Origin of the sequence: Enterococcus sp. FZMF (genome assembly GCF_030263915.1) — a bacterium.
Taxonomy (GTDB): Bacteria; Bacillota; Bacilli; order Lactobacillales; family Enterococcaceae; genus Enterococcus_D; species Enterococcus_D casseliflavus.
Genome location: NZ_CP127160.1, coordinates 2,101,003 through 2,127,491, shown reverse-complemented (window position 1 = coordinate 2,127,491; position 26,489 = coordinate 2,101,003). Strand labels below are relative to the sequence as shown.

The 26,489-nt window shown below is 42.6% G+C and carries 19 protein-coding genes; 14 read left to right on the top strand and 5 right to left on the bottom strand.

Annotated features, from left to right (window positions below; all coding sequences use genetic code 11):
• Position 1: 1 nt before the first annotated feature.
• Entirely contained in the window at positions 2–1,162 is a 1,161-nt protein-coding gene (gene anmK / locus QN079_RS10350; RefSeq protein WP_289229701.1) for an anhydro-N-acetylmuramic acid kinase AnmK, read from the bottom strand.
• Between the two features lie 254 nt (positions 1,163–1,416).
• On the opposite strand from anmK, the gene QN079_RS10345 reads away from it, so the two are divergent.
• Genes QN079_RS10345 through QN079_RS10335 form a run of 3 tightly spaced genes read left to right on the top strand, consistent with a single transcriptional unit; the run spans position 1,417 to position 8,850 of the window.
• Positions 1,417–2,538, top strand: coding sequence for an exonuclease SbcCD subunit D (locus QN079_RS10345; protein ID WP_289229700.1), 1,122 nt, complete (start codon positions 1,417–1,419; stop codon positions 2,536–2,538).
• Positions 2,539–2,540: 2 nt separating this feature from the next.
• Complete coding sequence (locus tag QN079_RS10340) at positions 2,541–5,669, top strand: AAA family ATPase (RefSeq protein WP_289229699.1); 3,129 nt, start codon at positions 2,541–2,543, stop codon at positions 5,667–5,669.
• A gap of 16 nt (positions 5,670–5,685) precedes the next feature.
• Positions 5,686–8,850 carry a DEAD/DEAH box helicase gene (locus QN079_RS10335; RefSeq protein ID WP_289229698.1) on the top strand — a complete coding sequence of 1,055 codons (3,165 nt, stop codon included), beginning with the start codon at positions 5,686–5,688 and terminating at the stop codon, positions 8,848–8,850.
• A gap of 47 nt (positions 8,851–8,897) precedes the next feature.
• On the opposite strand, the gene QN079_RS10330 is transcribed toward QN079_RS10335, so the two are convergent.
• Positions 8,898–9,632, bottom strand: a complete 735-nt coding sequence (locus QN079_RS10330) for an HAD family hydrolase (protein WP_289229697.1) — start codon at positions 9,630–9,632, stop codon at positions 8,898–8,900.
• A 244-nt stretch (positions 9,633–9,876) separates the two neighbouring features.
• Between QN079_RS10330 and QN079_RS10325 the strand changes: the two genes are divergently transcribed.
• The 5 genes from QN079_RS10325 (at position 9,877) to pepF (ending at position 16,500) form a co-directional block, all read left to right on the top strand.
• Positions 9,877–11,613, top strand: coding sequence for an ABC transporter ATP-binding protein (locus QN079_RS10325; RefSeq protein WP_289229696.1), 1,737 nt, complete (start codon positions 9,877–9,879; stop codon positions 11,611–11,613).
• A 709-nt stretch (positions 11,614–12,322) separates the two neighbouring features.
• Positions 12,323–12,721, top strand: coding sequence for a transcriptional regulator SpxA (spxA, locus tag QN079_RS10320; protein WP_003127030.1), 399 nt, complete (start codon positions 12,323–12,325; stop codon positions 12,719–12,721).
• A gap of 152 nt (positions 12,722–12,873) precedes the next feature.
• Complete coding sequence (locus tag QN079_RS10315) at positions 12,874–13,524, top strand: adaptor protein MecA (protein WP_005229698.1); 651 nt, start codon at positions 12,874–12,876, stop codon at positions 13,522–13,524.
• Positions 13,525–13,624: 100 nt separating this feature from the next.
• The gene (locus tag QN079_RS10310) at positions 13,625–14,614 is read left to right on the top strand and encodes a competence protein CoiA (protein ID WP_289229695.1); all 990 of its coding nucleotides are present in this window, start codon (positions 13,625–13,627) and stop codon (positions 14,612–14,614) included.
• 68 nt (positions 14,615–14,682) lie between these two features.
• Entirely contained in the window at positions 14,683–16,500 is a 1,818-nt protein-coding gene (gene pepF, locus QN079_RS10305; protein WP_016610833.1) for an oligoendopeptidase F, read from the top strand.
• Positions 16,501–16,630: 130 nt separating this feature from the next.
• Here pepF and QN079_RS10300 read toward each other — a convergent pair whose 3' ends face one another.
• Together QN079_RS10300 and QN079_RS10295 are read right to left on the bottom strand one after the other, a co-directional pair.
• Entirely contained in the window at positions 16,631–17,287 is a 657-nt protein-coding gene (locus QN079_RS10300; protein ID WP_289229694.1) for a ClpXP adapter SpxH family protein, read from the bottom strand.
• Positions 17,288–17,395: 108 nt separating this feature from the next.
• Positions 17,396–17,971, bottom strand: coding sequence for a CYTH domain-containing protein (locus tag QN079_RS10295; RefSeq protein WP_015509976.1), 576 nt, complete (start codon positions 17,969–17,971; stop codon positions 17,396–17,398).
• A 196-nt stretch (positions 17,972–18,167) separates the two neighbouring features.
• Between QN079_RS10295 and yjbM the strand changes: the two genes are divergently transcribed.
• From yjbM to mgtE, 4 genes are read left to right on the top strand one after another with little or no spacing between them, the layout of a single operon-like run.
• Entirely contained in the window at positions 18,168–18,836 is a 669-nt protein-coding gene (yjbM, locus tag QN079_RS10290; RefSeq protein WP_289229693.1) for a GTP diphosphokinase, read from the top strand.
• A gap of 5 nt (positions 18,837–18,841) precedes the next feature.
• Positions 18,842–19,639 carry an NAD kinase gene (locus QN079_RS10285; RefSeq protein WP_026008090.1) on the top strand — a complete coding sequence of 266 codons (798 nt, stop codon included), beginning with the start codon at positions 18,842–18,844 and terminating at the stop codon, positions 19,637–19,639.
• A 4-nt stretch (positions 19,640–19,643) separates the two neighbouring features.
• Positions 19,644–20,543, top strand: a complete 900-nt coding sequence (locus tag QN079_RS10280; protein ID WP_074932946.1) for an RluA family pseudouridine synthase — start codon at positions 19,644–19,646, stop codon at positions 20,541–20,543.
• Positions 20,544–20,560: 17 nt separating this feature from the next.
• Positions 20,561–21,925, top strand: a complete 1,365-nt coding sequence (mgtE, locus tag QN079_RS10275) for a magnesium transporter (protein ID WP_010749430.1) — start codon at positions 20,561–20,563, stop codon at positions 21,923–21,925.
• A 53-nt stretch (positions 21,926–21,978) separates the two neighbouring features.
• On the opposite strand, the gene QN079_RS10270 is transcribed toward mgtE, so the two are convergent.
• Positions 21,979–22,815, bottom strand: a complete 837-nt coding sequence (locus tag QN079_RS10270; RefSeq protein ID WP_010749431.1) for an AraC family transcriptional regulator — start codon at positions 22,813–22,815, stop codon at positions 21,979–21,981.
• 144 nt (positions 22,816–22,959) lie between these two features.
• Between QN079_RS10270 and QN079_RS10265 the strand changes: the two genes are divergently transcribed.
• Together QN079_RS10265 and QN079_RS10260 are read left to right on the top strand one after the other, a co-directional pair.
• Entirely contained in the window at positions 22,960–24,711 is a 1,752-nt protein-coding gene (locus tag QN079_RS10265) for an ABC transporter ATP-binding protein (RefSeq protein ID WP_010749432.1), read from the top strand.
• Entirely contained in the window at positions 24,698–26,479 is a 1,782-nt protein-coding gene (locus QN079_RS10260; protein ID WP_213356641.1) for an ABC transporter ATP-binding protein, read from the top strand. The genes QN079_RS10265 and QN079_RS10260 overlap by 14 nt, the downstream gene beginning before the upstream one ends.
• Positions 26,480–26,489 lie beyond the last annotated feature (10 nt).

Below are 26,489 nucleotides of genomic sequence, written 5' to 3'. Positions count from 1 at the left end.
TTTACATTTTTGCTTCCCATGGATTCGGAATGATTTTCCCTAAAATCACGCCTTGGGCTGCCCCGGTTGCTGCAGGGGCATTATTGACACGGCTGTGAAGGGTTTCATTTCCTAAGATGGCAAAAGCCACCGCTTCTTTGGCATCGTTGGAACCGCCAATGTCATCTTGTGTTCCAACGGCTACTGATTCTGGTAAATAGCCTTGGATCAGTTCAATCAGCAGATGATTGTGGGCACCACCGCCCGAGAGAATCACTTCCAGATCGTTTGTTCCCAACTGAGGAAAAATGAACCGTTGGTAACTGTCAGCGATGGAAAAAGCGGTGAAATCGGTTAAAGTCCTCACCAAGTCTTCAGGGGCTGCTTCGGGATACTTGGTCAATAACTGCTGCACAAAATGTTTTCCAAAAAGCTCACGCCCGGTGCTTTTCGGCGGTTGCTGGGACAAATAAAAATGAGTTCTTAATTCCTTTTGCAAGGTGGGTATAATTGCTCCCGCACGGGCTGTTTCACCAAACGCATCATAAGGCTGGCCGAATAACTGAACCATTAATTCACCGATGACCATGTTTCCTGGACCTGTATCAAAGGCATACAGCTCGTTTAAGCTGCCACTTTTTGGTAGTACAGTAACATTGCCGATGCCGCCAATGTTTTGCAGCAAACGATTTTTGCTGTCTGATTGATAGAGCAGATAATCTGTATAAGGAACAAGAGGGGCGCCTTGACCGCCAGCAGACATATCCATCACTCGAAAATCGGCGACGACTTTCGTTTGTAAGCCATAAGCGATAATCGAAGGTTCGCCAATTTGCAAGGTGCTGTTTTTCGCTGGATCAGAATCGGGGGAGTGCCAGATCGTTTGTCCGTGGCTGGCAACAAAATCAATGCTTTTTTCTTCAATACCAGCTTTTTGGCAGAGGATTTGACACGCTTTCAAAAATTGATATCCTAATTCAGTATTTAATTGGCAGATGAGGGGAACATTTGATTCCACCGGATCACAAGCAGTTTTTATTCGTTCCTTCAATTCTTCACCAATGGGTAGTGTGACCATTTCCATCAGCTGTACGTCTGTTTCGGTGCCGCAGCCATTGATTTTTACTAAAGCAGCGTCGATCCCATCCAAACTGGTTCCTGACATTAGTCCTATTGCAAGCATAGCGTTTCTCCTTTCTTTTAGAATAGTGATGAAAGCGATTGTTGAATTCGATTTCACACTCATTGTAAATGAAGTGTAATTATATTTCAAGATATAAATTTATAATTGAAAAAACATTTCAACATAATGATGTCAGGTGTTCGCTCTTTTTATCAAAAATGGGTGGTAAGTGAAATTTCGCTGGCAGAGAGATGTCTAACGATCAGGGAAAGTGGTATAATGGTTGGAAGGATATTTTTTAAGAAGGTGAAGAAATGCGCTTTATACATACAGCTGATTGGCACATCGGAAAAAAACTACATGGCTATGATCTGCTGGAGGACCAGCGAGCAATTATCGATCAAATCATTGCGATCGCTTTAGAAGAAAAAGCCGCTGCCATCGTCGTTGCAGGTGATCTGTATGATCGTTCCGTTCCCGCTGTCGATGCGGTCAAATTATTGAATGAAAAAATCGCAGAAATCAATCTAACGAATGAACTGCCTTTATTGGCTATCTCAGGAAACCATGATAGCCCAACGCGGCTAGAAACTGGTAGTCAGTGGTTTCAGCAAACACGTTTTTATCTGTCCACCAGCATCGAACAAAGTTTACAACCGGTCGAGTTTGACGATACACAATTCTTTTTGCTGCCTTATTTTGAACCGATCGAGGCGCGCTTATTTTTTGACGAACCGTTAACGAAAATTTCAGATAGTGTCCAAAGAGTGATCGAGGAGATGACCAAGCACTTTGATTCGTCAAAAAAACAAGTGTTAGTGACCCATTTTTTTGTGGCGGGCGCTAGCCAAACGGATTCTGAAACGAAAATTCAAGTTGGCGGATTGGACAGCGTGCCGACCACAGCTTTTGCGCCTTTTGATCGAGTCGTTTTGGGGCATTTACATGCCAATACCGCCCTGAAGCATCCGAAAATCGGGTACAGTGGCTCTCCGCTGAAATTTTCCCTTTCTGAACGGACGAACCAAAAAGGGGTCTATCTTGTTGATACTGTAAAAGACACAAATGAATTTATTCCCCTGACACCAAAAAGGGATATCCAGCAACTGACAGCCTCCTTTGAGGAGTTGATCGATCCGGTTTTTTACCGTGAGCTGGATCGTGAGGCGTTTTGGCATTTTCTGCTGACGGATCGTGCTGTGATTCCAAATATGATGAATCAGTTGCGAAAGATCTATCCATTTATTTTGTCTGTCGAACGGTTGAATGGTCGAGAACAGACGAAAAAAAGACAGCTAACGACACGAGAAACCGACCCGCAGGCCTTGATCAGTCATTTCTTTCAAGAGATGACGGGAGATTCATTGCTCGATGCACAAACCAAGTGGATCGAACAAGGATTAAATGAAGCATTTGTCGTGGAAAAGAGGGAATAGTCATGCAACCGAAGTCTTTACAAATGAGAAATTTTGGTCCATTCATTGATGAAAAATTGGATTTTAGTCAGCTGCAAGCTGGCGGTTTGTTTTTGATCAGCGGCAAAACGGGTGCAGGAAAAACGACGATTTTCGATGGCATGACGTTTGCCTTGTTCGGTGAAACATCGGGGAATCTGCGCTCAGGCAAAGAAATGCGCTCGATGTTTGCTTCACCAACCGAAGAGACCAGCGTCACCTTTACTTTTGAACATCAGCGTTTTACCTATCAGATCCAACGGAAACCGGAACAGACCTTAGCAAAAAAACGTGGTGACGGGGTCACCAACCAAACGGCAAAAGTCCAGCTGACGATTTTTGACGCCGAAGGCAAAGAGAAAAAGCAGATCAGTAAACGCACAGAAGTTGATGCATTTATCAAGGATCTGCTGCAGCTGGATGCCAAACAGTTTTTTCAAATCATGATGTTGCCGCAAGGAGAATTTCGTAATTTTTTGATTGCCAGCAGCAATGAGAAAGAACGCGTTTTACGGAATTTATTTGGCACGGAAATGTATCAACAATTTAATGAATGGTTGAAAGAGCAAGTCAAAGCACAAAGTAAAAAGCTTGAGCATCAGCAGCTGCTTGCCTCGCAAATCATGGAGCGCTTTGAATGGGAAGAAGCGCAGGAGGTTTTAACGGTTGCGGAAGGTCTGACTTTGTGGGCGCAGGATTTAGAAAAACAACAGGCGCAGCTTCAGCAGTTATTGCACAAAAAAGACCAAGCGATCCAAGAAATGAAAGCTGCGCAAGACGCTTTTTACCGTGCAAAAGAAATTGAAAATGCACGGATCGAATGGCAAGGTCTACAAGAAAAAGCCCGAGAGCTGCATGCTAAAAAAACCGAGATCGCTCAGAAAAAAGCACAGTTGAACCAGTTGGTGTGGGCGCTTGAACATCAAGAAATCATGCAGCAAAAAGAAGAACGAGTGAAAGAAGCACAGCAAGCTACTCAGCAAATCAACGAAACAAAGCAGCAGCTGCAAGAAATACAGCAGCAACAAGTAAGCTGGCAAGACCAACGAGCGTTGATTGACGGCATCAAGAAAAAACAGGAAGCTGCTAGTCAAAAAGTTCAACGAATCCAGCAGCAGATCCCGCTAGCACAGCGCACACAAGCGCAGCAAGAAGAAGTGGTGCAACTTGAAAAAGCCGCACAACAACAGACCACCGAATTAACGAAGTTAAACCAAGCGCAAGCAAGTGCCAAAGCGCAAGCGCAGCATCTGGCAGAAGAAATCGAAGCATTGCGAGGGTTTCAAGCAGAAGCGGTGAAATTGGTAGAAACGCAGGCTCTGGTAGAAAAATGGCAGCAAGCAAAAGCGCAGTTTCGTGAAGCCGAGCAAAAAGCAGGGGAACAGCAACAAATTCATTCGGAGTTGGTTCTTGAACAACAGCAATTAGCAGCATCCTTGCTGGAGCTGCAAAAAACGTTAAAACAAGAAACCAGTCAAAATGCTCGAATGCAAATTGCTCGGCTTCGTCTTTTGCTGGAAGAAAATGAACCCTGTCCGGTTTGCGGATCCTTGGATCATCCGAATACACAAGAGCACACGACCTATCGCATCGAAGACATCATTGCCAGTGAACAAAGACTGGAGCAAACACAAGAAAAATTGACGAAGATCCAGCAGCAAGTATCGGCAAATCAAACGCTGCAGGAGCAAGCCACATTGCGAATCAGCGAATGGCAAGCCAACAGTGCTGCTGCGCAGAAGCAAGTGGCATTCGCTTGGACTACAGTTCAACAGGCATTTGCTGCCTTGCAGCCGATAGAAAACCAAGAGGCGATTACCGAGGAAACGACGGTAGCGGAATTAAAGAAACGGCAATCTTTCAATCAACAAAAAGCCGCTTCTTATGAAGACGCGCAGAAGAAACATCAGGCAGTAAATGAGAAATTAGCAACGTTAAATGAGTCCTATCAGCAAGTCAGTGAGCAAGCGAAAAAAGCCCAAGAAGCGCGCCAGCTTGCGGAGGGGAAATTGGCTTCTTTACAGGAACAACTTGCAGGCGCAACGTATGAACAATTACAAGCCGATTTAGCAAAAAACAATGGTTTACTGAGGGAATATACGCAACAAATTGAGGCTGATGCCCGACAAGAAGCGCAGCTAAACGAACAGCAAGCGATTCTTTCAGAGAAGCTGAAAAATCTGCAGCAATTTTTTGAAGAAAAGCAAGCGGCTAAGACAAAAGCAGAACAACGACTGACGCAGCGACTCCAAGAAGCTGGTATGACTGAGGAAACGATGCGGGAATTGATTGCCCAAGCCGCTCAAACAACCGTTCTCTCAGAAGAAATCAAAACCTATGAGCAAGAAATGGTGTTTGTTCAACAACGGCTAGCATTGTTAGATGCACAGTTAAAAGAGCAAGCTGCGATCGATTTAAACCAATTGGAAGCTGACTACCTTCAGTTGCAGACCGTGATGGAGGAACTACAGCAAGAAACAATTCGCAAACAGGAGAAAGTCAACGGCAATCAACGGTTGTTTGACGAGCTGCAGGTCATTTATCAGCAAAATGTCGAAGAACTCGCCCAACTAGGCCAACTTCAGCAGTTGGCAGAAACCATCAACGGCGAAAATGTCAAAAAAACCAGCTTGGAACGGTATGTACTGCAGCAATTTCTGACAGAGATCTTAGAAGTCGCCAATGAACGCTTGGCTCGGTTGACTCGTGGCCGCTATCAATTTGAATTAGCGGATAAAGTCGGGAGCTATCGAAGCTCAACAGGTTTAGAAATTGACATATATGACGATAATGCGGGACAGGTCAGAAGAGCTCATACACTTTCAGGCGGCGAAAGCTTTATTGCTGCCTTAGCGTTGGCGATCTCTTTGGCGGATGTGATCCAGCAACGAGCTGGTGGGATCGAGATCGAAGCCCTCTTTATTGATGAGGGCTTTGGATCGCTTGATGAAGAATCATTGGAAATGGCGATGGAAGCATTAGAAATGATCGAAAATGAAGGGCGCATGATTGGGATCATCAGTCATGTTCGAGAACTGCGGGCAAGAATCCTGCAGCAAGTTTTCGTAGAAACTAACGGCAGCGGGCAAAGCCGGATCCGAATAAAAGAATAAGGAGAGGAGGGCTCTTATGAAGTGGAGTATTCCAGAAAAAGTAATTGAGCGTGGCAGAACGTATGTCAACGAAGATCGCGTCTTATCTGTCACACCAGACAAAGAAAAAAATGTGTGGCACGCAGAAGTATTGGGGACAGAATTGTATTTAGTGACCTTAGATGCTACAGCCAAAGAGGTAGATTATTGCCAATGTCCGTACTGGGAAGAGCATCATTATTGCAAACACACGGTGGCAGTCGAACTTTATCTACGCAAACAAGGGAAAACACGAAAAATCAATGAGCAAACCCCCATCAAAAAAGCCTTTTCTGCTTCAGAGATGTTTTCCAACGGCTTTGCCCGCTTAGGGAGCGAAAAAGAAACGAGCCAACCCTTACAGGTTGAATTTCGGATAGATACCATCGCCACCAATCCTTACCATCAAGAAATGGATATCTTAGGGATTTCCCTCAAAGTCGGCCATCGTGGCACCGCACGGACCTACGTCGTTAAAAACATTTATAAATTTTTGCAGATGTACCAAGAAAACAAGCAGTACGCAGCGAATAAGCAGCAGACCTTCTTTCTATCTGCGGATGCCTTTGATGAGAAAAATCGAGCCTTGTTGAATCGATTGGCAGGAATCGCGCAAACGCAACAGTTAATCGGGCAAGCAGGCATTCAGATCAGTGGTAAACTTGACAAAAAGTATTTGCTGCTACCAGTTGAGTTCGGCAAAGAATTGTTGTTACAGTTAAACGAAGTCTATACGCAAATAACCATTGGTGAAACAAAAGTCAATGAAGCCAATTTTCAAATCGGTGAACCTTTGTCGTTTTCAGTCACAAAACAGGAGGATCATTTTCCGCTGGAATTCGTGAAAGATTTTGACCATTTACTTAGCTATTATAATTGGGGTTTGCTGGATGGAACCTTTTATGAACTGACTGTCGAACAAAAGGAAATCTATGTCACGATGCAACAGTTGTTTAAACGATTTGAACAGCCAGTCATTGACTATCCGAAAGAAGAACTAGCGAATCTCTTTATGAAAGTATTGCCGTATTTGCGAAAAATCGGGCGTGTCCAAGTAGCACCAGAAGTTCAAAATGAAATCGAAGAGTCTGAATTGAAAGCCGTCTTTTCGTTACGGAAAATCAAAGGACAAGTCGATTTACAAGTAGACTTCACTTATGGAGAAGTCGTTTTTTCAAGTGATGAAAAACATCACTATATGCCAGAAAATCATCCCGAGATTTTACGTGATTTTCAACAAGAAGCACGAATTGAAGCGATTATTGAAACCTTTGGCTATCAAGCGAGCACTAAAAATTGGCAAAAAAGCTTACCTGCGGGGGAACAACTTTATACCTTTTTTACAAGGGAGATCCCTGTTTTAAGGCAATTAGGTGAAGTCCGTATCGGCAAGAAGCTGCGGGAACTTTACCTTGACGCCCAACACCATCGACCAGAAATCGTTATCGAAGAAAATGGTTCTTGGTTGGATATCAAGTTTGATGTCAGCGGCATTCAAGAGTCAGAGATCAATGAGGTCTTGCGCAGCCTGTTACAGTCTGCACAATTTTATACCACTGAAAATGGGCAAGTCCTTTCATTGGAATCGGAAGAGTTTCAAGAAGCAAGTGCTGTCCTGAAAAAATTGCGTCTTTCACTAGAAGCGAAGGATGGGGCGATCCAAGTTCCTTTGAATCAAGGGCTGCTCCTGCAAGAGCAGTTTGCTGATCAAGCCAGCTTTAGCGCCGGTTTTCAGCAAATGACGGAAGACTTGATCCACCCAGAAAACTTTGAGGCGCAGCTGCCAGAAAACTTGCATGCTGAGTTGCGGCAATACCAAGAAGTTGGCTTCCGTTGGCTAAAAATGTTGAGCCACTATCAATTTGGCGGTATCCTTGCCGATGAAATGGGGTTAGGGAAGACCGTTCAGACGATCAGCTACTTACTTTCAGAAAAACAAGAGAAACAAAAATTGAATGCATTAATCGTGGCACCGGCGAGTCTAACATTCAACTGGCAACAAGAAATCAAACGGTTTGCGCCGACGATTTCTGCGTCTGTCATCAGCGGAACGAAAGAAGAGCGCGAAGGGCAGATGGCGCAACCAGCGGACGTCCGCATCACTTCTTATGCAAGTTTGCGGCAAGACATTGATGCCTATCAAGCATTAGATCTGACTTGTTTGATTTTAGATGAAGCGCAAATGGTCAAAAACAGTGCGACCAAAACGGCACAGGCCTTGCGCTCCTTGGAAGTTCCACAGCGGTTCGCCCTCAGCGGCACACCGATCGAGAACAATTTAGAAGAATTGTGGTCCTTGTTCCAAATGATCATGCCAGGCTTTTTCCCGAACAAGCAGAAATTTAAAGAACTGTCTACGCAAGAAATTGCGAAAATGATCAAACCATTTATTTTGCGAAGAGACAAAAGATCCGTGCTACATGATTTGCCGCAAAAATTGGAAACAAATTATTACAGTGTTTTAACAGAAGAACAAAAGAAAATCTATTTGGCGTACTTGCGGCAAATGCGGGAAGAAATCGCGCAAATGGATTCTACGTCTTTTCGTAAAAATCGAATCAGTATCTTAGCTGGTTTGACTCGACTGCGGCAAATCTGTTGTGACCCACGATTATTCGTGGAGGATTATGAAGGGTCTTCTGGGAAACTTGAACAGGTCAAAGATTTACTCTTAGCAGCCAAAGAAAATGGGCGTCGTGTGCTGTTATTTTCTCAGTTTACTAGCATGCTTTCGATCATTGAAGAAGAGCTAGCACAAGAAGGGTTTGAGTCCTTTTACTTGCGAGGCAGCACACCGCCGCAAGATCGTTTGACGATGGTCGATGCCTTCAATAGTGGAGAAAAGGACGTCTTCTTGATCTCGTTAAAAGCAGGAGGAACAGGACTGAATCTGACCGGCGCAGACACCGTGATCTTATACGATTTGTGGTGGAACCCGGCGGTAGAAGAACAAGCCGCTGGACGAGCCCATCGGATCGGTCAAAAAAATGTTGTCGAAGTCTGGCGAATGATTGCTGAAGGAACCATTGAAGAACGAATGGATGCGTTGCAACAAGAAAAACGTGAGCTTTTCCAAAAAGTGATCCAAGGCAATGAAACACAGCTTCAACAAATGACAGAAGAAGATATTCGCTTGATATTGAGTATCGGCGAAGAAAGTTAGCCAATCAAAAAGATGGACCTGCCGCAGGAGCGAAGGTCCATCTTTTTTTAGTTATACATGTATGCAGGCACTTGCATCAGTGTGTCAATACTGTCTTGCAGCTGTGAAAAAGCAGTGATCGATGCATCTGGTAAGTCTTCCAATCCACTAGGCGCTTGACGGAGACGATGATTGAACCACAAAGCTTGCCAACCGGCTTTCTTACAGCCAACCACGTCGTTATCAAAATTATCACCAACGTACAGTGTGGTTTCCGGATCAAGAGCAAAGGCGGTTTCTGCCAATTGGAAAATTTCTAGTTGGGGCTTTTGATAACCAGTTGCTTGTGAAATGATCATATGCTCTGGTTTGATCCATCGAGTCAGTTGCAACTGATCCAATTTTTTTTGCTGGTGGTCAGTGGGACCATTGGTAATAATTCCTAGTTTGACTGGCAATGTGCACAAATAGTTCAAAGTTGACTCAACTTCAGGATGCAGCGTGATGGCAGCTAGTTCTTGTTCATAACACAGCTGAAATTTACAGCTTTCTTCCATTGAAATAGGTAAGTACCCTAAATCCGTTAATGAATGGGTCAGTCGAAAATAACGAAAATGATCTAGCGTCCATTCATTTGCTAATACCCGTCCAAACTGCTCGTCACTGTGCACCCGAAACCGTAAGTAAAGAGCAGTTAAATCTTTGTGGGCTATTTGTGGGAAACATGAGGTTACGGCATTGCGAAATGGTTGTTGCTGGTCATATAAGGTATCATCGACATCAAAAAGAATACTAGTGATCAAAAAAGACACGCCTTTCAGAGTTAGTGAAAATTTTCAGTTTGTTTTCGAATCAATCATAAGCCATTATTCCTGTAAAAAAAAGAGGGAAATCCCTGTAAAATAAAGGTTTTATTTACTGTTTTTAGAAATCCGCGTCTTTATAGGTTTTCAAAATTATAGTGAATTTTACCCATTTTCACATGTTTCTCATTTTGCATTTCTACTGAGAGTTGCTTATAATGATAGCTATTGAGGAGGGGGAAATGTGTTAAAAAGGTTTTTTCGTTATTATCGACCGTATCGGTCACTATTTATACTCGACTTTACTTGTGCGGTATTTGCTGGTTTATTGGAACTAGCCTTTCCAGTTGCCGTCAACCAAGTAATCGATAAGATCATGCCCCAGAACAACTTTCGCCTAATACTGTTGGCTTGCTTAGGCTTGTTCTTGTTTTATGTGATCAATACTGTGTTGCAATATATCGTGGTTTTTTATGGTCATAAACTTGGGGTCAATATTGAAACTGATATGCGTCAAGAGTTATTTCGACATCTGCAAACGCAATCTTTTGAATATTATGATAATCAAAAGACTGGCAAGCTGATCAGTCGTTTGACTACGGATCTCTTTGAGATTTCTGAAGTCGCTCACCATGGGCCAGAAGATGTTTTTATTACCATCATGACTTTGGTCGGTTCATTCCTATTGATGTTAAATATGCATGTTCAATTAGCTGTGGCAACATTTGCGTTGATTCCCTTGATCACGATCGCCTTGGTTTTTTTCAATAAGAAAATGACCAAAGTCAACACACAGATCTATGATAATCTCGGTGAGTTCAACGCCGGAGTGGAAGCATCTGTCAGTGGCATTCGAGTGACACAATCATTTGCCAATGAAACGTTTGAACATAAACGCTTTGACGGGTTAAGTGAGATTTATCGGCAGTCTAAGATCCTTTTTTATAAGGTAATGGCAATCAGTTCAGCGTACAATTATTTCTTGATTCGGTTGATCAACTTGTTTGCTCTGATCTTTGGTGCCTACTACGTGATTCGTGGTGAACTGACGTACGGTCAGTTCGTAGGGTTTATTTTATTGTCAAATGTCTTTGTTAGACCAATTGAGAAGGTTAATACGATGATCGAAAGCTATCCGAAAGGAATCGCTGGCTTCAAACGCTTGACCGAAGAGTTGGATAAAGAACCGACGATCAAAGACAAGCCAGGGGCACGGGCAGTAACTTCCTTAAAGGGAGACATCGTCTACCATGATGTTTCTTTTTCCTATGCGGATGCGACGAAAGTCTTGAATCACATAGACTTGTCGATCAAAGCGGGTGAGACGATCGCCTTCGTTGGGCAAAGTGGTTCAGGGAAAACAACGTTATGCAACTTGTTGCCGCGGTTTTATGAAGTCACGGAAGGCGCCATTACGATTGATGGCATCAATATTCAGGAGATGACCTTGGCGTCTTTACGTCAGCAGATTGGTACGGTGCAGCAAGATGTTTTTCTTTTCCCTGGAACGATTCGAGAAAATATTGCTTATGGCAAACTTGATGCAACAGAAGAGGAGATTTTAAAGGCAGTCAAATTGGCACACTTAGAAAAAGTCATTGATCAAATGACGGATGGCTTGGATACGGTCATCGGTGAACGAGGCGTCAGATTATCCGGTGGCCAAAAGCAGCGAGTAGCGATTGCTCGGATGTTCTTGAAAAACCCGCCGATTTTGATTCTAGATGAAGCAACTTCAGCGTTAGATACCGAAACGGAACAAGTGATCCAAGAATCATTGAATTCTTTGGCAGATGGGCGTACAACCTTGATCATTGCCCATCGCCTCGCAACGATCAAACATGCGACACGAATCATTGTCGTTAGTGAGAAGGGGATCTTAGAAGAAGGAACCCATGAAGAGTTGATGGCGAGAAAAGGGCATTATCGTGCATTGCATGATGCTCAATTTGCTCGCGACCGAGAACCAACACTCGCTTAGAAGAAAGACATGGTAAACGATCAGTTCAAGAATAGTACAGTCTATTATGCTTTGTCAGTGACCAAGCAACATAGTGGCTGGCTTCTTGGATTGATCGTTTTTTACTGAGTTTTTTGTGAGAAACCCTTTTCATTTATAAGCAGATGTTCATTTCTGCTGCTGTTTTATAGCAGATTATGACAGAAATGCTTCTATGGTTTTCTGATTAAAAAGGAATGTGATACAATAAAACCAAGAAGAAAGAGAGTGGTTGCGATTACTCATACAAAAAAATAACATCCATTTTCATTGTAGCGCGATCGTTTCTCGGCAAAGGAAGGATCGTGAAAAAGTTCTTTTGAAAACGATTGAGCGATGGCCTTGGTTTTTCTCTCATTTTTTGATTACATCTGTAATTGTCGAAGGGAAATTAAAAAACGTTGCCTTCTGTTAAAAGAATATTTTAATATTCTGACATCTTTTTGATACACCTTTGACACACTGTTGTATAAAAGGAGTAATATTAAAAAAAAATTTGAGTTTTCTCATTTAAAAATAAACTTTTTGAATGAAACCTTTTGCCTTAAAGGTTTCGCTTTTAATATAACTTTCGAGTTTTATTAAAAAATATGAGATTTAGACTAGATTTTTTTTTATTAAACCTGTATAATTGAAATCAAGCGAGGGAACAGGACTTGCTTGATTGAAAATTAAAAAGGAGAGATGCACGTTGTTGACACTATACACTTCCCCAAGTTGCACATCTTGTCGCAAAGCTCGTGCGTGGTTACAAGAGCACGAAATCCCTTTTGTTGAAAGAAATATTTTTTCAGAACCGTTAAATATTTCTGAGCTTAAGGCAATTCTACAAATGACAGAAGATGGCACAGAAGAAATTATTTCCACCAGATCCAAAGTATTCCAAAAGTTGAATATGGATCTAGATGACCTGCCCCTAAAAGATTTATTGACACTTGTTCAAGAAAACCCAGGATTATTGCGTCGTCCGATCATGATTGATGAAAAACGATTGCAAGTTGGGTTCAACGAAGATGAAATTCGTCGGTTCTTACCTAGGGATGTTCGCCAGCTGGAACTAAGACAAGCGCAATTAATGGCAGGATTATAAATTTGACTTCATCGACTCGCTTTCTCTTTGAAAGTGAGTCTTTTTTTGAGTTTTTACGTTTTTCTTAAGAGGATATTCGTTTTCTCTTTACTTTTTATCAGGTTTCGATACAATGAACCTATAGTGAGTAGCAAAAGTGAGGTGTAGCTAATATGGAAATGGAACATATCAATGAGAACACCATTCGTGTATTGATCAAAAGTGAAGACTTAGCTGCGAGAGGCATCACTTTTCTTGACCTTCTAGGAAATCACAATGAAATTGAAAACTTCTTTTACAGTATTCTTGAAGAAGTTGATATTGACGAAGAATTTAAGGGCAGTGAAGCTGTAACTTTCCAAGTCTTGCCTAAAGGCGATGGGTTAGAATTGTTTATTAGCAAAAATCTTCCACCAGAAGGAATGGAAAATTTTGATGAGATGAACGATGAAGCGAATGAAGACATTACCGACATGTTGAAAAAGCATGTGGCGGCTCAATTACAAGAGTCGGAGCAAGCAGAAGACATCGGCAATCGTTTTGTATTCGAGTTGTTGCGATTCGAAGATATGATTCAATTGGCATCCGAAGTATATTTGGATTCCGTTGCAACCAATCTTTACCAAATGGGTAACCATTATTATATTGAAATTCGATTCATGGATGCAGAGGTTACTGATATTGAAGTGGAAAATGCACTTTCTTATTTGATGGAATTTGCCCAACGGACATCAGTGACGCCAGAGGTTTTATCTGAATATGGTCAGTTGATCATGGAAAACGATGCACTTGAATTGACTCGTTTCTACTTCAAGAATGATTAATGAATGAAATTCATTTCCAGCCAAGAACATGTTGCTAATGTTCTTGGCATTTTCAATTGTGTTTGATGAAAATGGCGTATCTTTTATTGAGGTGAGTTAGATGCTGAAAGCATTGAACCAAAGAAAAGAAGTCATTGCAGCGAAAGGGAGAAAGAAAGCATCAGGTCCTTTTTATTGCCCAGGGTGTCACCAAGAAGTGACTTTGCGGCAAGGAACCAAACGACAGCCCCACTTTGCCCATCAAGCAACTGCTGATTGTCAGACTTACAGCGAAGGGGAGACGAAGGAACACTTGGAAGCCAAACAACTATTGTTTGAATGGTTTCAAGATACAGGGATTGAGATCGAAGCCTTTTTGCCTAAACTCCAACAGCGTCCTGACCTTTGTTATAAGAATATCGCCATTGAAGTACAGTGTTCTTCCCTCAAGTTTTCACGTTTTCTTGAAAGAACCAGCACGTATTTAGCAAACGGCTATCGACCATGGTGGATCTTAGGGGAGAAATTGCATCCGAAACGCCAATGGTCACTTTTGGCAAAAGCCTGCTGTAGTTATCAGGCAACTGGTTTTTGTTTGTGGCTGATTGATACGCAAAATCAATCCTTAATGAAGTTAGAACATATCAACTGGCACTATCAAGAAGGAGTCAGCAGTCAACAAAGCGATGCTCGAAAAGGGGCGCCTTACCATAAAGAAACACTTCGCCCTTTGTGCAAAGGACAAAGATCAAACCATCACCGTCCTCCTGAATGGCTTGCTGCAGACTATCAGGTGTGGTTGATACAAAAACTGCGAAAGAACCTGTCAAAAATCCGTGTGATCCAAGAAATATTGTATCCGTTAAAAGGCAATGTCTCCCAGCTGCCTATGTGGTGCTACTGTGCAAGCAGCTTTGGCATTTTATTTGAGCATCGAATATTGGTTTTTCGCTTTCTTTATTTAAGTGACTGTCCACTTCGTTTTGATCAATGGGTAGCACGGCTGCGGCAGCTGGATTGGCAATGGCAATTCCCGTTACTGGATCAGCGGGAAATTTTGCGCGGACTCTTTCAAGAATGCCAATATTTAGAAAATTCGGTTTCTTTTTAAGCCAATGATTTGGTTTCACTGAAAAGTATGATAAGATATTTTTAACCAATGAACAAGGAGTGAAGGGAATGTCAGAAACAAAACAATTACCAGCACGTGAATCGATTCCAGTCGAAAAAACGTGGGACTTAACGAAAATCTATGCCGATGATGCGGCTTTTGACATAGAATTTCAAGAGATCCAAGCACAAGTCAAAGAAGCAAGTCGTTACCAAGGTACTTTAGCCGATGGGCCGCAAGCCTTCTTATCTGCATTAGAATTTGTTTTAGCGCTTTCTCGTCGTTTAGAGAAACTCTATGTATACAGTCATTTGAAAAACGACCAAGATACTGCCAATACGACGTATCAAGGCTTGTATGCAAAAGCAAGTAACTTGGTTGCGCAAGTAAGTGAAGCCGTTGCTTGGTTTGATCCTGAGCTATTGACAATGTCTGATGAAACGATTTGGGGCTATTTCGATCAAGAGCCGAAACTAGCTGTTTATCGTCATATGATCGAAAAAACCATCAACGAGCGTCCACATGTCTTGCCAGCGGAGCAAGAAGCGTTATTAGCCGGTGCTGGCGAAATTTTTGGGGCACCTGGCAACATTTTTTCTGTTTTAAACAATGCTGATTTGGATTTTCCAGTAGTTGAAGACGAAAACGGGGAAAAAGTACAGTTATCTCATGGTGTATACGGTGAGTTGATGGAAAGCACGGATCGGTCTGTCCGTGAAGCAGCCTTTAAAGGTCTTTATGGTGTCTATGAGCAATTCCGCAATACCTTTGCCCAAACATTAAGCACCAATATCAAAGCCCATAACTTTAAAGCAAAAGCCCGCAAATTTGATTCGGCACGGCAAGCCGCTTTGAGTGCCAACCACATTCCTGAAAGTGTCTACGATACATTAGTGGATGTCGTCAATCAGCACCTGCCATTGTTGCATCGTTATATGGCATTAAGAAAACGCCTGTTGGCTGTCGATACGTTGCATATGTATGATGTTTATACGCCGATTTTAGGGGAAGCACCCATTCGATATACCTATGAAGAAGCGGTCGAAAAAGCGAAAGAAGCGTTAAAACCATTAGGTGAAGAATACCTTGCGGTGGTTGAAGAAGCCTTCAGCAATCGGTGGATCGATGTCGTTGAAAACAAAGGCAAACGCAGTGGCGCGTATTCTTCTGGTGCCTATGATACGCTGCCATATATCCTGATGAACTGGAATGATCGATTGGATCAACTCTTTACTCTTGTTCATGAAATGGGACACAGTGTGCATAGTTACTTTACACGTAACAACCAGCCTTATGCCTATGGGGATTATTCGATCTTTTTAGCGGAAATCGCTTCAACCACCAATGAAAATATTTTGACAGAGTATATGCTGCAGACTGAGACAGATCCACGGGTCAAAGCTTATGTCTTGAATCATTTTCTCGATGGCTTCAAAGGAACGATTTTCCGTCAAACGCAATTTGCCGAGTTTGAACACTTCATGCACGTGGAAGATGCGAAAGGAACGCCATTGACCAGTGAGTTCTTAAGCGAGAACTATGCCGAGTTAAATGCAAAATACTACGGACCTTCTGTTGAAAAAGATCCTGAGATTCGTCTTGAGTGGTCACGCATTCCGCATTTCTATTACAATTACTATGTTTACCAGTATTCAACCGGATTTTCGGCAGCTTCTGCTTTAGCGAAGAAAATCTTAGCAGGTGAACCAGATGCCTTAACCAACTATTTGAACTATTTGAAAGCTGGACGCAGTGATTATCCAATCGAAGTCATGAAAAAAGCGGGCGTCGATATGACAAAAGCAGATTATATTGAAGACGCGATGAAAGTATTTGAGCAACGCTTGAATGAATTGGAAGAACTCGTCAAAGAAATTGAAGCATAATTGAAAAGCGAACCAATCCGTAAAGGATTGGTTTGTTTTTTTGTTTGTCCACAATAAAAAACGCTGCGCAGCGAGCCAAACACAAGATCATCGTTTGGCTCGCTGCGCAGCGTCGCTATTGAATAGGGTTTCATAAAAGAATCAACCCGCGATCAATTTCATGAATAGTGGAAAGTTTTGGTGTTTTCAAAGACTGAGCTTTTTGCAAAAATGTATCGAGTTCTGTTGCTGTACCACAGACGAGCGGAAGACTTCTCAGTTCCTCTGATCCTTCTAAAAGGACCCCATATTCTTCTTCACTTGAAAAATCATACACCACAGCAGAGGGTGTGATCGTGATGCCCATATCTTTGGCTACACGCTGATCGGTGGCAAAGTTCTTTTTCACTAGCTCAGAGGATCGATCTTCTAGGAACATCTCTAAATCACCATTCGTTTCAGAAAATAATTCTTTCACTAAGGCATCGCTATATTCTTGTCTTTCGATCCCTATCCGTTGTTGCAGTTTCAACAAGAAATCCCGCGCAATTTTTTTTCCTTGCAACTGAGCTGCCTTATAGTCCAGTGATGCAGCATAGATTTGGTTGGTCTGTTCATTTCGCAAGACCAAATCCGCCTTATTCATGGACAAATAGTCCATTGAGACACCTACGGAAAACAAGTTAACGAAAGGTAGGATCTGCAAATGGATTTTTTTGCGGCTGGTGTTTAATTTATTGAGAATCTCTTTTTCGATATCATAACAAATAGGCCCAATCGGATTAATAAATAAAAACAGTTCGATCATTTGAATCTCTCCCCAATTAAGATTCTTTTGTACCTTGAAAAACAAAATAAGTATGTTTTATTAAATATAGCAAAAAAACGCGAAAAAAGTAAGCAAAAGGACAGCTTACTATGATTTTTCTTCAACGGCTCGGATGATCTTGTTTTTCGCTGGTCGGTAAGGAACGCCAAAGAGACGTAACAAGGAGTGAAAGGCATCTTTCCCTTTAATCGGTTCGTTGACTTCTAACTCCAACTCATAATCATGCTGTTGACCATACCAGCTTTCATCTAACGCGAGCAATCCTTCTTCAATCGGAAATTCCGCCCGTTTCGTTTTTAATGCTGCGATCATACGTAACGTGTCAGGCTCGATACCTGCCGCTCTTAGGCGCTGAGCAACGATACCCGTAGGTAGAATTTTTTCTGAAGCAATCAATGCAGCTGCCGACGTTTTCGTTAAAGGATCAGTCGTCTCTAATAATCCGTGCTCAATGGGGGTTTTTAGCGTTAATTCCGCATTGGTAGCAGTCGTGCGAATACGCAAACCAAAGTGCTTTTCCCGCAGCTTATGATCTACCGTATCAAAATAGTAATTGGTTTGTATCTTAAATGCTTCTTCTGACAAATTGTAATAAGCAAGCAGCTGGTGGTATTCTTTTTCCGTCAACATCGTCTTGTATTCGATCTCTACTTGTTCGCCCATCGTTTCTCACTCTCTTTCTATTGCAACCATAGTGTACGCTGTTTCAGCTATTCCGTCAAAGAAACCAAACAAAGAAAATCAGAGATGTTGGGGGAGAGACAAAAAATCTTTTGTTTCTGCTCTTCTGTTCATTCAGTTTTATTCCAAGAGTATGGTAGAATAAGAGGTATGTTATGAACAGAATCGAGGGAGAAGAATGATTCGAGATTGGGAAGAATTCTTAGCGCCTTATGAACAGGCGGTTTCAGAATTAAAAGTAAAATTAAGAGGCATACGAAAACAATATCGGGAACAAAACAAGCATGTTCCCATTGAATTTGTCACTGGGCGGGTCAAGCCAGTGGATAGCATTTTAACGAAAAGTAAATTACGTGGGATTGCTTTGGATTGGCTTGAAGAAGAGATGTCTGATATCGCTGGCTTGCGAATCATGTGTCAATTTGTGGAAGACATTCACCAAGTCGTTGAACTCTTACGAACACGCAAAGACATGAAAGTGATCATTGAACGGGATTATATCACCAATAAAAAAGCCAGTGGCTACCGTTCGTATCATCTAGTGATCGAATATCCCGTTCAACTGATCGACGGGGAAAAAATTATTTTAGCTGAGATTCAAATCCGGACACTAGCGATGAATTTTTGGGCAACGATCGAACATTCACTAAACTACAAATACCAAGGGGAATTTCCCGCTGAAATCAGTGAACGGCTGCGTCGGTCGGCAGAAGCCGCCTATCAGCTAGATGAAGAAATGTCCAATATCCGTGAAGAGATCCAAGAGGCACAACGGTTATTTTCACATGGGAAAGGCAAGCGAAGCGGACATGATCAGAACCCGTTGCCAAAGGGGGAAACGGAATGAAAGGTATCCGCGTGGCAATCGTCCATAATCAAGAAAGCAAGTCGGTAGAAGTGACAAAGCGTTTAACTACGCTTTTAGAACAATCTGAAAATAAGATCGATCAAGACAATCCTGAATTAGTGATTTCTGTTGGGGGAGATGGCACGCTCCTTTCTGCTTTTCACTTGTACAATCATAAGTTGGACCAAGTACAGTTTTTAGGCGTCCATACGGGTCATCTCGGCTTTTACACGGACTGGCGAGATTATGAATTGGAAGAACTAGTCGAGTCATTATGCAATGACCATCAAAAAAGCGTCAGCTATCCGTTATTAGATGTCCGTATCACGTATGCGAATGGAAAATCAGACAAGCATTTCCTAGCATTGAATGAATCAACGATCAAGCGCGGCAATCGCACGATGGTTGCCGATATTTCTATTAAAGAAGACCTCTTTGAAAAGTTTCGCGGCGATGGCTTATCGATCTCAACGCCCACCGGCTCCACTGCTTATAACAAGAGTGTTGGTGGGGCAGTCTTGCACCCAAGTATCAATGCCTTTCAATTGGCAGAAATTGCTTCGTTGAACAATCGTGTCTTTCGGACCCTTGGTTCGCCGATCGTCGTGGGTCACCATGAATGGGTCAAAGTACAACTGCAGCAAAGCACCGACTATTTAGTGACGATCGATCAGTTTACCATCGAACAAGAAGAAATCGATGCTATCTATTACCGTATTGCCGATGAACGGATTCATTTTGCGTCTTATCGGCATATGCATTTTTGGAATCGGGTCAAAGATTCCTTTATTGGAGAAGAATAAACCCATGGAATTTACGTATCACTATACTGGACAAGGACAGCAAGTCAAATACTTTTTGAAGGAACAAGGGGTGTCCAAAGGACTATTAGCAAAAATCAAGTTTCAAGGCGGAAAGATATTTGTCAACGATCACGAGCAAAACGTCTTGTTTTCTTTGGCGCAAAATGATAGGGTAACTATTGTAATTCCTCCCGAAGGGGAACATGAGACGATGCTGGCTGACCCGACACCGATTGAGATCGTGTATGAAGATGCCCATCTGTTAGTCGTGAATAAGCCAGCAGGCATCTCATCGATCCCTGCGCAATATCATCCGACTGGCACGATGGCCAATCGCGTCAAGGCCTACTATCAAGCGCAGCACTATGAAGATCAAGTGATTCATGTAGTCACGCGGTTAGACCGTGACACATCAGGATTGATGCTTTTTGCAAAACATGGGTTTGCCCATGCGAAGCTGGATAGCCAGTTGCGAAAGAAGCAGGTCGTAAAAAAATATCAAGCCCTCGTTGCTGGTGAACTGCCCGCACTTTCTGCCCATGGTGAGATTGAGCTGCCGATTGCTAGGGACCTGACGTCACTATTGAAACGTAAGGTCAGTGACGAAGGAAAAGAAGCACGGACGGAGTATTGGCTAAAACAACGCAATTCAGATTGCGCTTTAGTTGATATTCAGTTACACACAGGCAGGACACATCAAATAAGGGTCCATTTTTCTGCAATCGGTTGTCCTTTATTAGGAGACGAGATGTATGGCGGTACAATGGCTCTTGGGATCAAACGACAAGCATTACACTGCTGTCAGCTGCAATTTCAGCATCCCTTTACGAATGAACCGTTGGCTTTTAAGCTGCCCTTACCAGCAGACATGGCCGCTGTTTGCTCAGCCATGGATAGGCAATAACAAATGAGGTGAAGAGATTGGATGAAAATCAAGAATTAACTGAACGGTTTGATCAACTGAATCAAGCATTAAAAGACAATGATATCCAGGGATTTCGTGAGGCGTTCTTGGATCTGCATATCTACGAGCAGGGTCAGTTCTACCAATCTCTAGAAGCAGCCGATCGACAAATCGTCTATACGTACCTTTCCCCGAAAGAATTGGCAGACATGTTTGACGTCATTGAAGAAGATGATGAACACATGGTGGACTATCTTTCAGAGATGCGCCCTGCCTATGCGGCTGATATGTTGGCGCAAATGTATACCGATAATGCGGTTGACCTGCTGAATACTCTGGATAAAAAACAAACAGCAAAATATTTGAGTTTGATGACCGCTGAAGCTGCTAGCGAAATCAAAGAGCTGCTGCACTATGAAGATGAAACTGCTGGATCGCTGATGACTACCGAGTTTGTTTCCATTGTTGCCAACCAAACGGTTCGTTCAGCGATGTATGTCTTAAAAAATGCCGCAGATGTTGCCGAGACGATTTACTATATTTACGTCGTGGATACTGATAATAAGCTTGTGGGCGTTATTTCTTTAAGAGACTTGATCATCAATGATGAAGATACCATGATCGCTGATATTTTGAACGAGCGGGTGATGTCGGTCCATGTTGGAGATGACCAAGAGGATGTCGCTCAGACCTTCCGAGATTATGACTTTCTCGCATTGCCAGTCACCGATTATGACGATCACCTATTAGGGATCGTGACCGTCGATGATATCATCGACGTTATCGATGATGAAGCAGCCAGTGACTACTCTGGTTTGGCAGGGGTCAATGTGGAAGAAGTCAGTGAGAACCCGATCAAAGCGTCTTCGAGACGCTTGCCTTGGCTTATCACCTTACTCTTTCTCGGAATGGCCACCGCCAGTCTGATCAGTCATTATGAAGAGTTGGTCAGCGAAGCAAGTATTCTCGCTGTTTTTATCTCACTGATCACTGGGACCGCCGGTAATGCTGGTACCCAATCCTTAGCCGTAGCCGTTCGTCGTCTGGCGATCAATGACGACAAAGAAAACAGCTTTATGAAGACGGTGGTCGGTGAAGTGCTGACGGGACTGTTCACAGGTGCCATCACGGGATTGACGATTTTTGCTATCGTAGCTGTCTGGAAACAAAATCCGATTCTAGGGTTTGTGATTGGGATGGCGATGATGTGTGCCATCACAGTAGCCAACTTAGCGGGAAGTTTGATCCCGATGCTGATGGACAAGCTGGGTTTTGATCCAGCAGTGGCAAGTGGTCCGTTTATCACGACCCTTAGCGATTTGACCAGTGTTTTGATCTACTTCAACATTGCCAGTCTTTTTATGAACTATTTTATTCAATGAACAAAGAGCAAGCCGATGATTCTTCATTCGAAGGAAGGTCATCGGCTTGCTCTTTAATTTTTTGGTTTTGGCAATACCCCAGAAGGAGAGACACCATAAAGTTTTTTAAAAGACTTGCTAAAGTGATAAGCATCCTGATAGCCCACAGCAGAGGCGACTTCTTTGATCGTGAGGTTTTCATTTTTTAACATGTCTTTGGCACGCTTTAAGCGAATCTCAATCAAGTAGTTGATGGGACTGACACCCGTCGCCTCTTTAAAAATCTTTGAAAGGTACGTCGGGCTGAGAAATTGATCCTGTGCGAGCTTCTCTAACGTGATTTCTTCTTTGTAATGATTTTCCAAGTAATAGACCGTATAGTTGACGATCTGTTGTTGTCGTCGTTGGCTTTTGGAAAGGTAAGGCACGACATTGATATGGTCTTCATTTAGTCCACGTAAAATGTAGACGAGCATCTCCATCAAAACAGCCTTTTGCATCAATTGAAACTCATCCCGCTCTTCACTGCTTTCTCTCACCAACTGCCAGGCTTTTTCCAAAACTTGATGATGGTATTTGCCTAGCTCCAACAAGGGGTGTTTGTTCGGGAAAAAATTCCGTTTAAACCCTTCCAAAGAAATATTTTTTAAACCAATATGCAGCTGATGTGAGCGAGTGCCCTTAGGCTGCAATTCGCAGTGATCGACGCCAGGATTGAAAAGCATGACGCTGCCAGCACGGATTTTTTTCGCTGGTTCTTTTTCAAAATAATAGGTACTTTCTCCTTCTAATAAGACGCTGATTTCTAAAAAGTCATGATGGTGCATTTCTCCATGACTTTCTGATTGCGTCCATGGGTCAAAGAGATAGATGATTTCTGGATTAAACGTGCGAGGGTTAACTAAATTCATGGCTGATTCACTCCAATTGGGTGCTTATTTCCTGTAAAAAAAGGGAATGGTGCTTCTTACTAATATTTTACATCAAAATGAGTAAGAAAAACCATTCAAATCGCTTTTCAAAACGCTAAGCTTAACAACGAGAGGGGGAATTAGATGAGTAATACACAATGGATCTGGCGCTATGCCAAAAAGAACCGGGGAAAAATCATATTGGCAGTCCTGTTTTTAGTGATCAATGCAGCGCTGATCATTGTTAATCCGTACTTGGGAGGAATGGTGATCGATGATGTCATCAATCAGCAAAAAACGCACTTATTGATTCCATTATTGTTGATCATGATCGCAACGACCGTCATTCGTACCATTGTCCGCTACAGTTATCAAATTTTATTTGAACGGGTCGGCCAAAATACGCTATACGATTTACGGGAAGATTTGTATCAGAAGCTGCAAGAATTGGATTTCGACTTTTTCAATCACACTCGTGTGGGAGATATTATGGCACGGATGACTGGTGATACCGATGCCATTCGCCACTTTGTTTCTTGGGTGACCTACAATATCGCTGAATGTATCTTGTGGTTCTTTTCAGCAGTGGTGGTTATGAGCTTTATTGATTGGAAATTGATGTTGGCGCTGGTGGCTGTCACACCGATCATATTTCTGTTGACCAATCGCATGTCTAAGAAAGCACACCCGTTGTTTTTTGACATTCGTGAGAGCTTTTCGCGCTTGAATTCAATGGTGGAAGAAAATATCGGCGGCAATCGAGTGGTGAAAGCTTTTGCTCGTGAAAATTTTGAGATTGAAAAATTTCGCTCTTACAACGAAGATTTTAAGACCCGCAATATGGCATCTGCCAAAGTATCCCGTACCTATCTGCCATGGCTTGATGGCTTAGCAGGAAGTTTGTCAGTCATTGCCTTGATTTTGGGTGGGATCTTCGTTATCAACGGCGAGATGACATTAGGGGATCTTGTTGCGTTTAATGGCTATCTTTGGATGTTGAATAATCCTATGCGCATGAGTGGTTGGTTGATCAACGATGTTCAGCGATTTTCCGCAGCCTGTATCAAAATTCGACAAATGTTGGCGCAAGAATCGAAAATTCCTGTTCATCAACAAGAAAAATTAGAGCCAATCAAAGGATTTGTAGAGTTTAAAGATGTTTCCTTCCACTTTTCGGATGATCCGAATCAAAATGTGTTGGAAAACATCAACTTCAAAATTGGCCCTGGCCAAACGTTAGGGATCTTAGGGGAAACCGGTTCAGGGAAAACGACGTTAGTGAATTTAGTTGGACGCTTTTATGATCCGACTGAAGGGGAAGTATTGATTGATGGAAAAAACGCCAAAGAGTATCCCGTGCGCCAAATGCGGGAAAACATTTCAATGGTGATGCAAGATGTTTTCTTGTTTTCCAATACCATCTCCGACAACATTGCTTTTGGAAATCCTTTAGCTGATGAAGGCTTTATTCGGCAAATGGCGGTAGTCGCTGATGCAGATACCTTTATTTCTCGGATGCCTCAAGGCTATGAAACGATCGTGGGCGAGCGAGGTGTAGGGCTTTCTGGCGGACAAAAACAACGGATCTCCCTAGCACGGGCCTTAGCCAAAGATCCATCGATCTTGATTTTGGATGATACGACGTCTGCCGTCGATATGGAGACAGAATCGAAGATCCAACAGGAGCTGACAAAATTAACAGGAGAGAAAACGACGTTTATCATTGCGCATCGGATCTCCTCTGTTCGAGAAGCCGATCAGATTTTGATGATGGAAAAAGGACGAGTCGTTGAACAAGGGACCCATGAAGAACTTGTCAGTCTGCGGGGCAAATACTACGAAGTGTATCAAAAACAATTAGGCTTGTCAGGAGGTGAAGACGATGGCGAGAAATAAATTTGATGTGGATGAGGAATTAGACCAGGAATTTAGCTGGAAGGATTTCAAACGCTTGTCACAATATGTCGTTCCTTATAAAAAAAGTATTGCCAAAGTCCTATTTACGATCATTCTGGCAAACTTAGCAGGAATGTTGGCGCCCGTATTCACAAAGATCGCGATCGATTCATCGATTCCTGAGAAAAATGTCAACCAATTGCTGCTTCTAGGAGCTGCCTTTCTAGTGACCTTGATCGTTATCGGCGTCTGCATGCGTTACCGTATCTACCATATCACGAATATTGGTCAAGACGTATTGAAGGATATGCGCTTTGATATTTTTGAACATCTGCAGCGACTGCCTTTTTCTTATTTTGATACAAGGCCCCACGGCAAGATCTTGATTCGCATCGTAAACTATATCAATACACTGAGTGACCTATTGAGCAACGGCCTGATCAATTTGATCTCGGATGTTTTCAACGTCATCATCACCTTGATCTTTATGTTTGCGATCGACTTCAAATTGACCTTGTATTCCCTTGCGTTGCTGCCAATTTTGTTCATCATGGTGATGGTGATCAAGAATAACCAGCGCAAAGCCTATCAGGTGTTGAGTAATAAACAATCCAATCTAAATGCTTACATTCATGAAAGTATTGCTGGTATCAAGATTACTCAATCCTTTGCGCGAGAAGAAGAAAATGCTGAGATCTTCCAAGAAGTCAGCAATGATTACCGGACTTCATGGATGAAAGCTGTCAAAATTCAGTTTCTGATGTGGCCAGGGGTGCAAAACATTTCAGTCATTACGACTTGTTTGATTTATTTTGTCGGCATTCGTCAGATCGGTGTCGATGTCAGCACAGGTACTCTGATCGCTTTTATCAGTTATATCAATAATTTCTGGAATCCAGTCATCAATATCGGGAATTTTTATAATTCTTTGATTACAGCAACAGCCTATCTTGAACGGATTTTTGAAACGATGGATGAAGTCCCAGATATCGAAGACAAACCTGATGCAAAAGTATTGCCGACGATGAAAGGGACCGTTGATTTTGAACACGTGACCTTCCGATACGAAGAAGGCAAAAACATTCTTTCTGATGTTAACTTCCACATTGAACCTGGGGAAAGTATTGCTTTGGTTGGTCCTACTGGTGCAGGGAAAACCACGATCATCAACTTGCTGAGCCGCTTTTATGATGTCAATGAAGGCAGTGTTAAAGTGGATGGGATGGACGTTCGTGACGTGACGCTGGAATCGCTGCGCTCACAAATGGGGGTCATGCTGCAAGATACCTTTATTTTCTCAGGAACGATCATAGAGAATATTCGCTATGGAAAATTAGATGCGACAGAAGAAGAGATCATCGAAGCAGCGAAGATCGTCCGTGCCCACGACTTTATCACGGAGTTGAAAGACGGCTATCAAACCGTCGTCGAAGAACGAGGAAGTACTTTATCTGCAGGGCAACGGCAACTGATTTCCTTTGCCCGAGCGTTGTTGGCTGATCCAAAAATTTTGATCTTAGATGAAGCGACCTCAAGTATCGATACGAAGACAGAAGAATTGCTGCAAGAAGGATTGTTGAAGCTGTTAGAAGGCAGAACCTCATTTATCATCGCTCACCGACTGTCCACGATCAAAAATTCTGATCGAATCTTTTACGTGGCAGGGGGGACAATCGCTGAATCGGGTAACCATGATCAGCTAATGGCACAAAAAGGCTTGTATCACCATTTGTATCAATCACAATACGACTTATTGCAAGCGATCTAAAAGAATCCCC

What these genes read in the sequence shown, in the direction of transcription:
- anmK (WP_289229701.1), bottom strand. Translation starts at nt 1,162, where the DNA reads ATGCTTGCAATAGGACTAATGTCAGGAACCAGTTTGGATGGGATCGAC.
- QN079_RS10345 (WP_289229700.1), top strand. Translation starts at nt 1,417, where the DNA reads ATGCGCTTTATACATACAGCTGATTGGCACATCGGAAAAAAACTACAT.
- QN079_RS10340 (WP_289229699.1), top strand. Translation starts at nt 2,541, where the DNA reads ATGCAACCGAAGTCTTTACAAATGAGAAATTTTGGTCCATTCATTGAT.
- QN079_RS10335 (WP_289229698.1), top strand. Translation starts at nt 5,686, where the DNA reads ATGAAGTGGAGTATTCCAGAAAAAGTAATTGAGCGTGGCAGAACGTAT.
- QN079_RS10315 (WP_005229698.1), top strand. Translation starts at nt 12,874, where the DNA reads ATGGAAATGGAACATATCAATGAGAACACCATTCGTGTATTGATCAAA.
- QN079_RS10310 (WP_289229695.1), top strand. Translation starts at nt 13,625, where the DNA reads ATGCTGAAAGCATTGAACCAAAGAAAAGAAGTCATTGCAGCGAAAGGG.
- pepF (WP_016610833.1), top strand. Translation starts at nt 14,683, where the DNA reads ATGTCAGAAACAAAACAATTACCAGCACGTGAATCGATTCCAGTCGAA.
- QN079_RS10300 (WP_289229694.1), bottom strand. Translation starts at nt 17,287, where the DNA reads ATGATCGAACTGTTTTTATTTATTAATCCGATTGGGCCTATTTGTTAT.
- QN079_RS10295 (WP_015509976.1), bottom strand. Translation starts at nt 17,971, where the DNA reads ATGGGCGAACAAGTAGAGATCGAATACAAGACGATGTTGACGGAAAAA.
- yjbM (WP_289229693.1), top strand. Translation starts at nt 18,168, where the DNA reads ATGATTCGAGATTGGGAAGAATTCTTAGCGCCTTATGAACAGGCGGTT.
- QN079_RS10280 (WP_074932946.1), top strand. Translation starts at nt 19,644, where the DNA reads ATGGAATTTACGTATCACTATACTGGACAAGGACAGCAAGTCAAATAC.
- QN079_RS10270 (WP_010749431.1), bottom strand. Translation starts at nt 22,815, where the DNA reads ATGAATTTAGTTAACCCTCGCACGTTTAATCCAGAAATCATCTATCTC.
- QN079_RS10265 (WP_010749432.1), top strand. Translation starts at nt 22,960, where the DNA reads ATGAGTAATACACAATGGATCTGGCGCTATGCCAAAAAGAACCGGGGA.
- QN079_RS10260 (WP_213356641.1), top strand. Translation starts at nt 24,698, where the DNA reads ATGGCGAGAAATAAATTTGATGTGGATGAGGAATTAGACCAGGAATTT.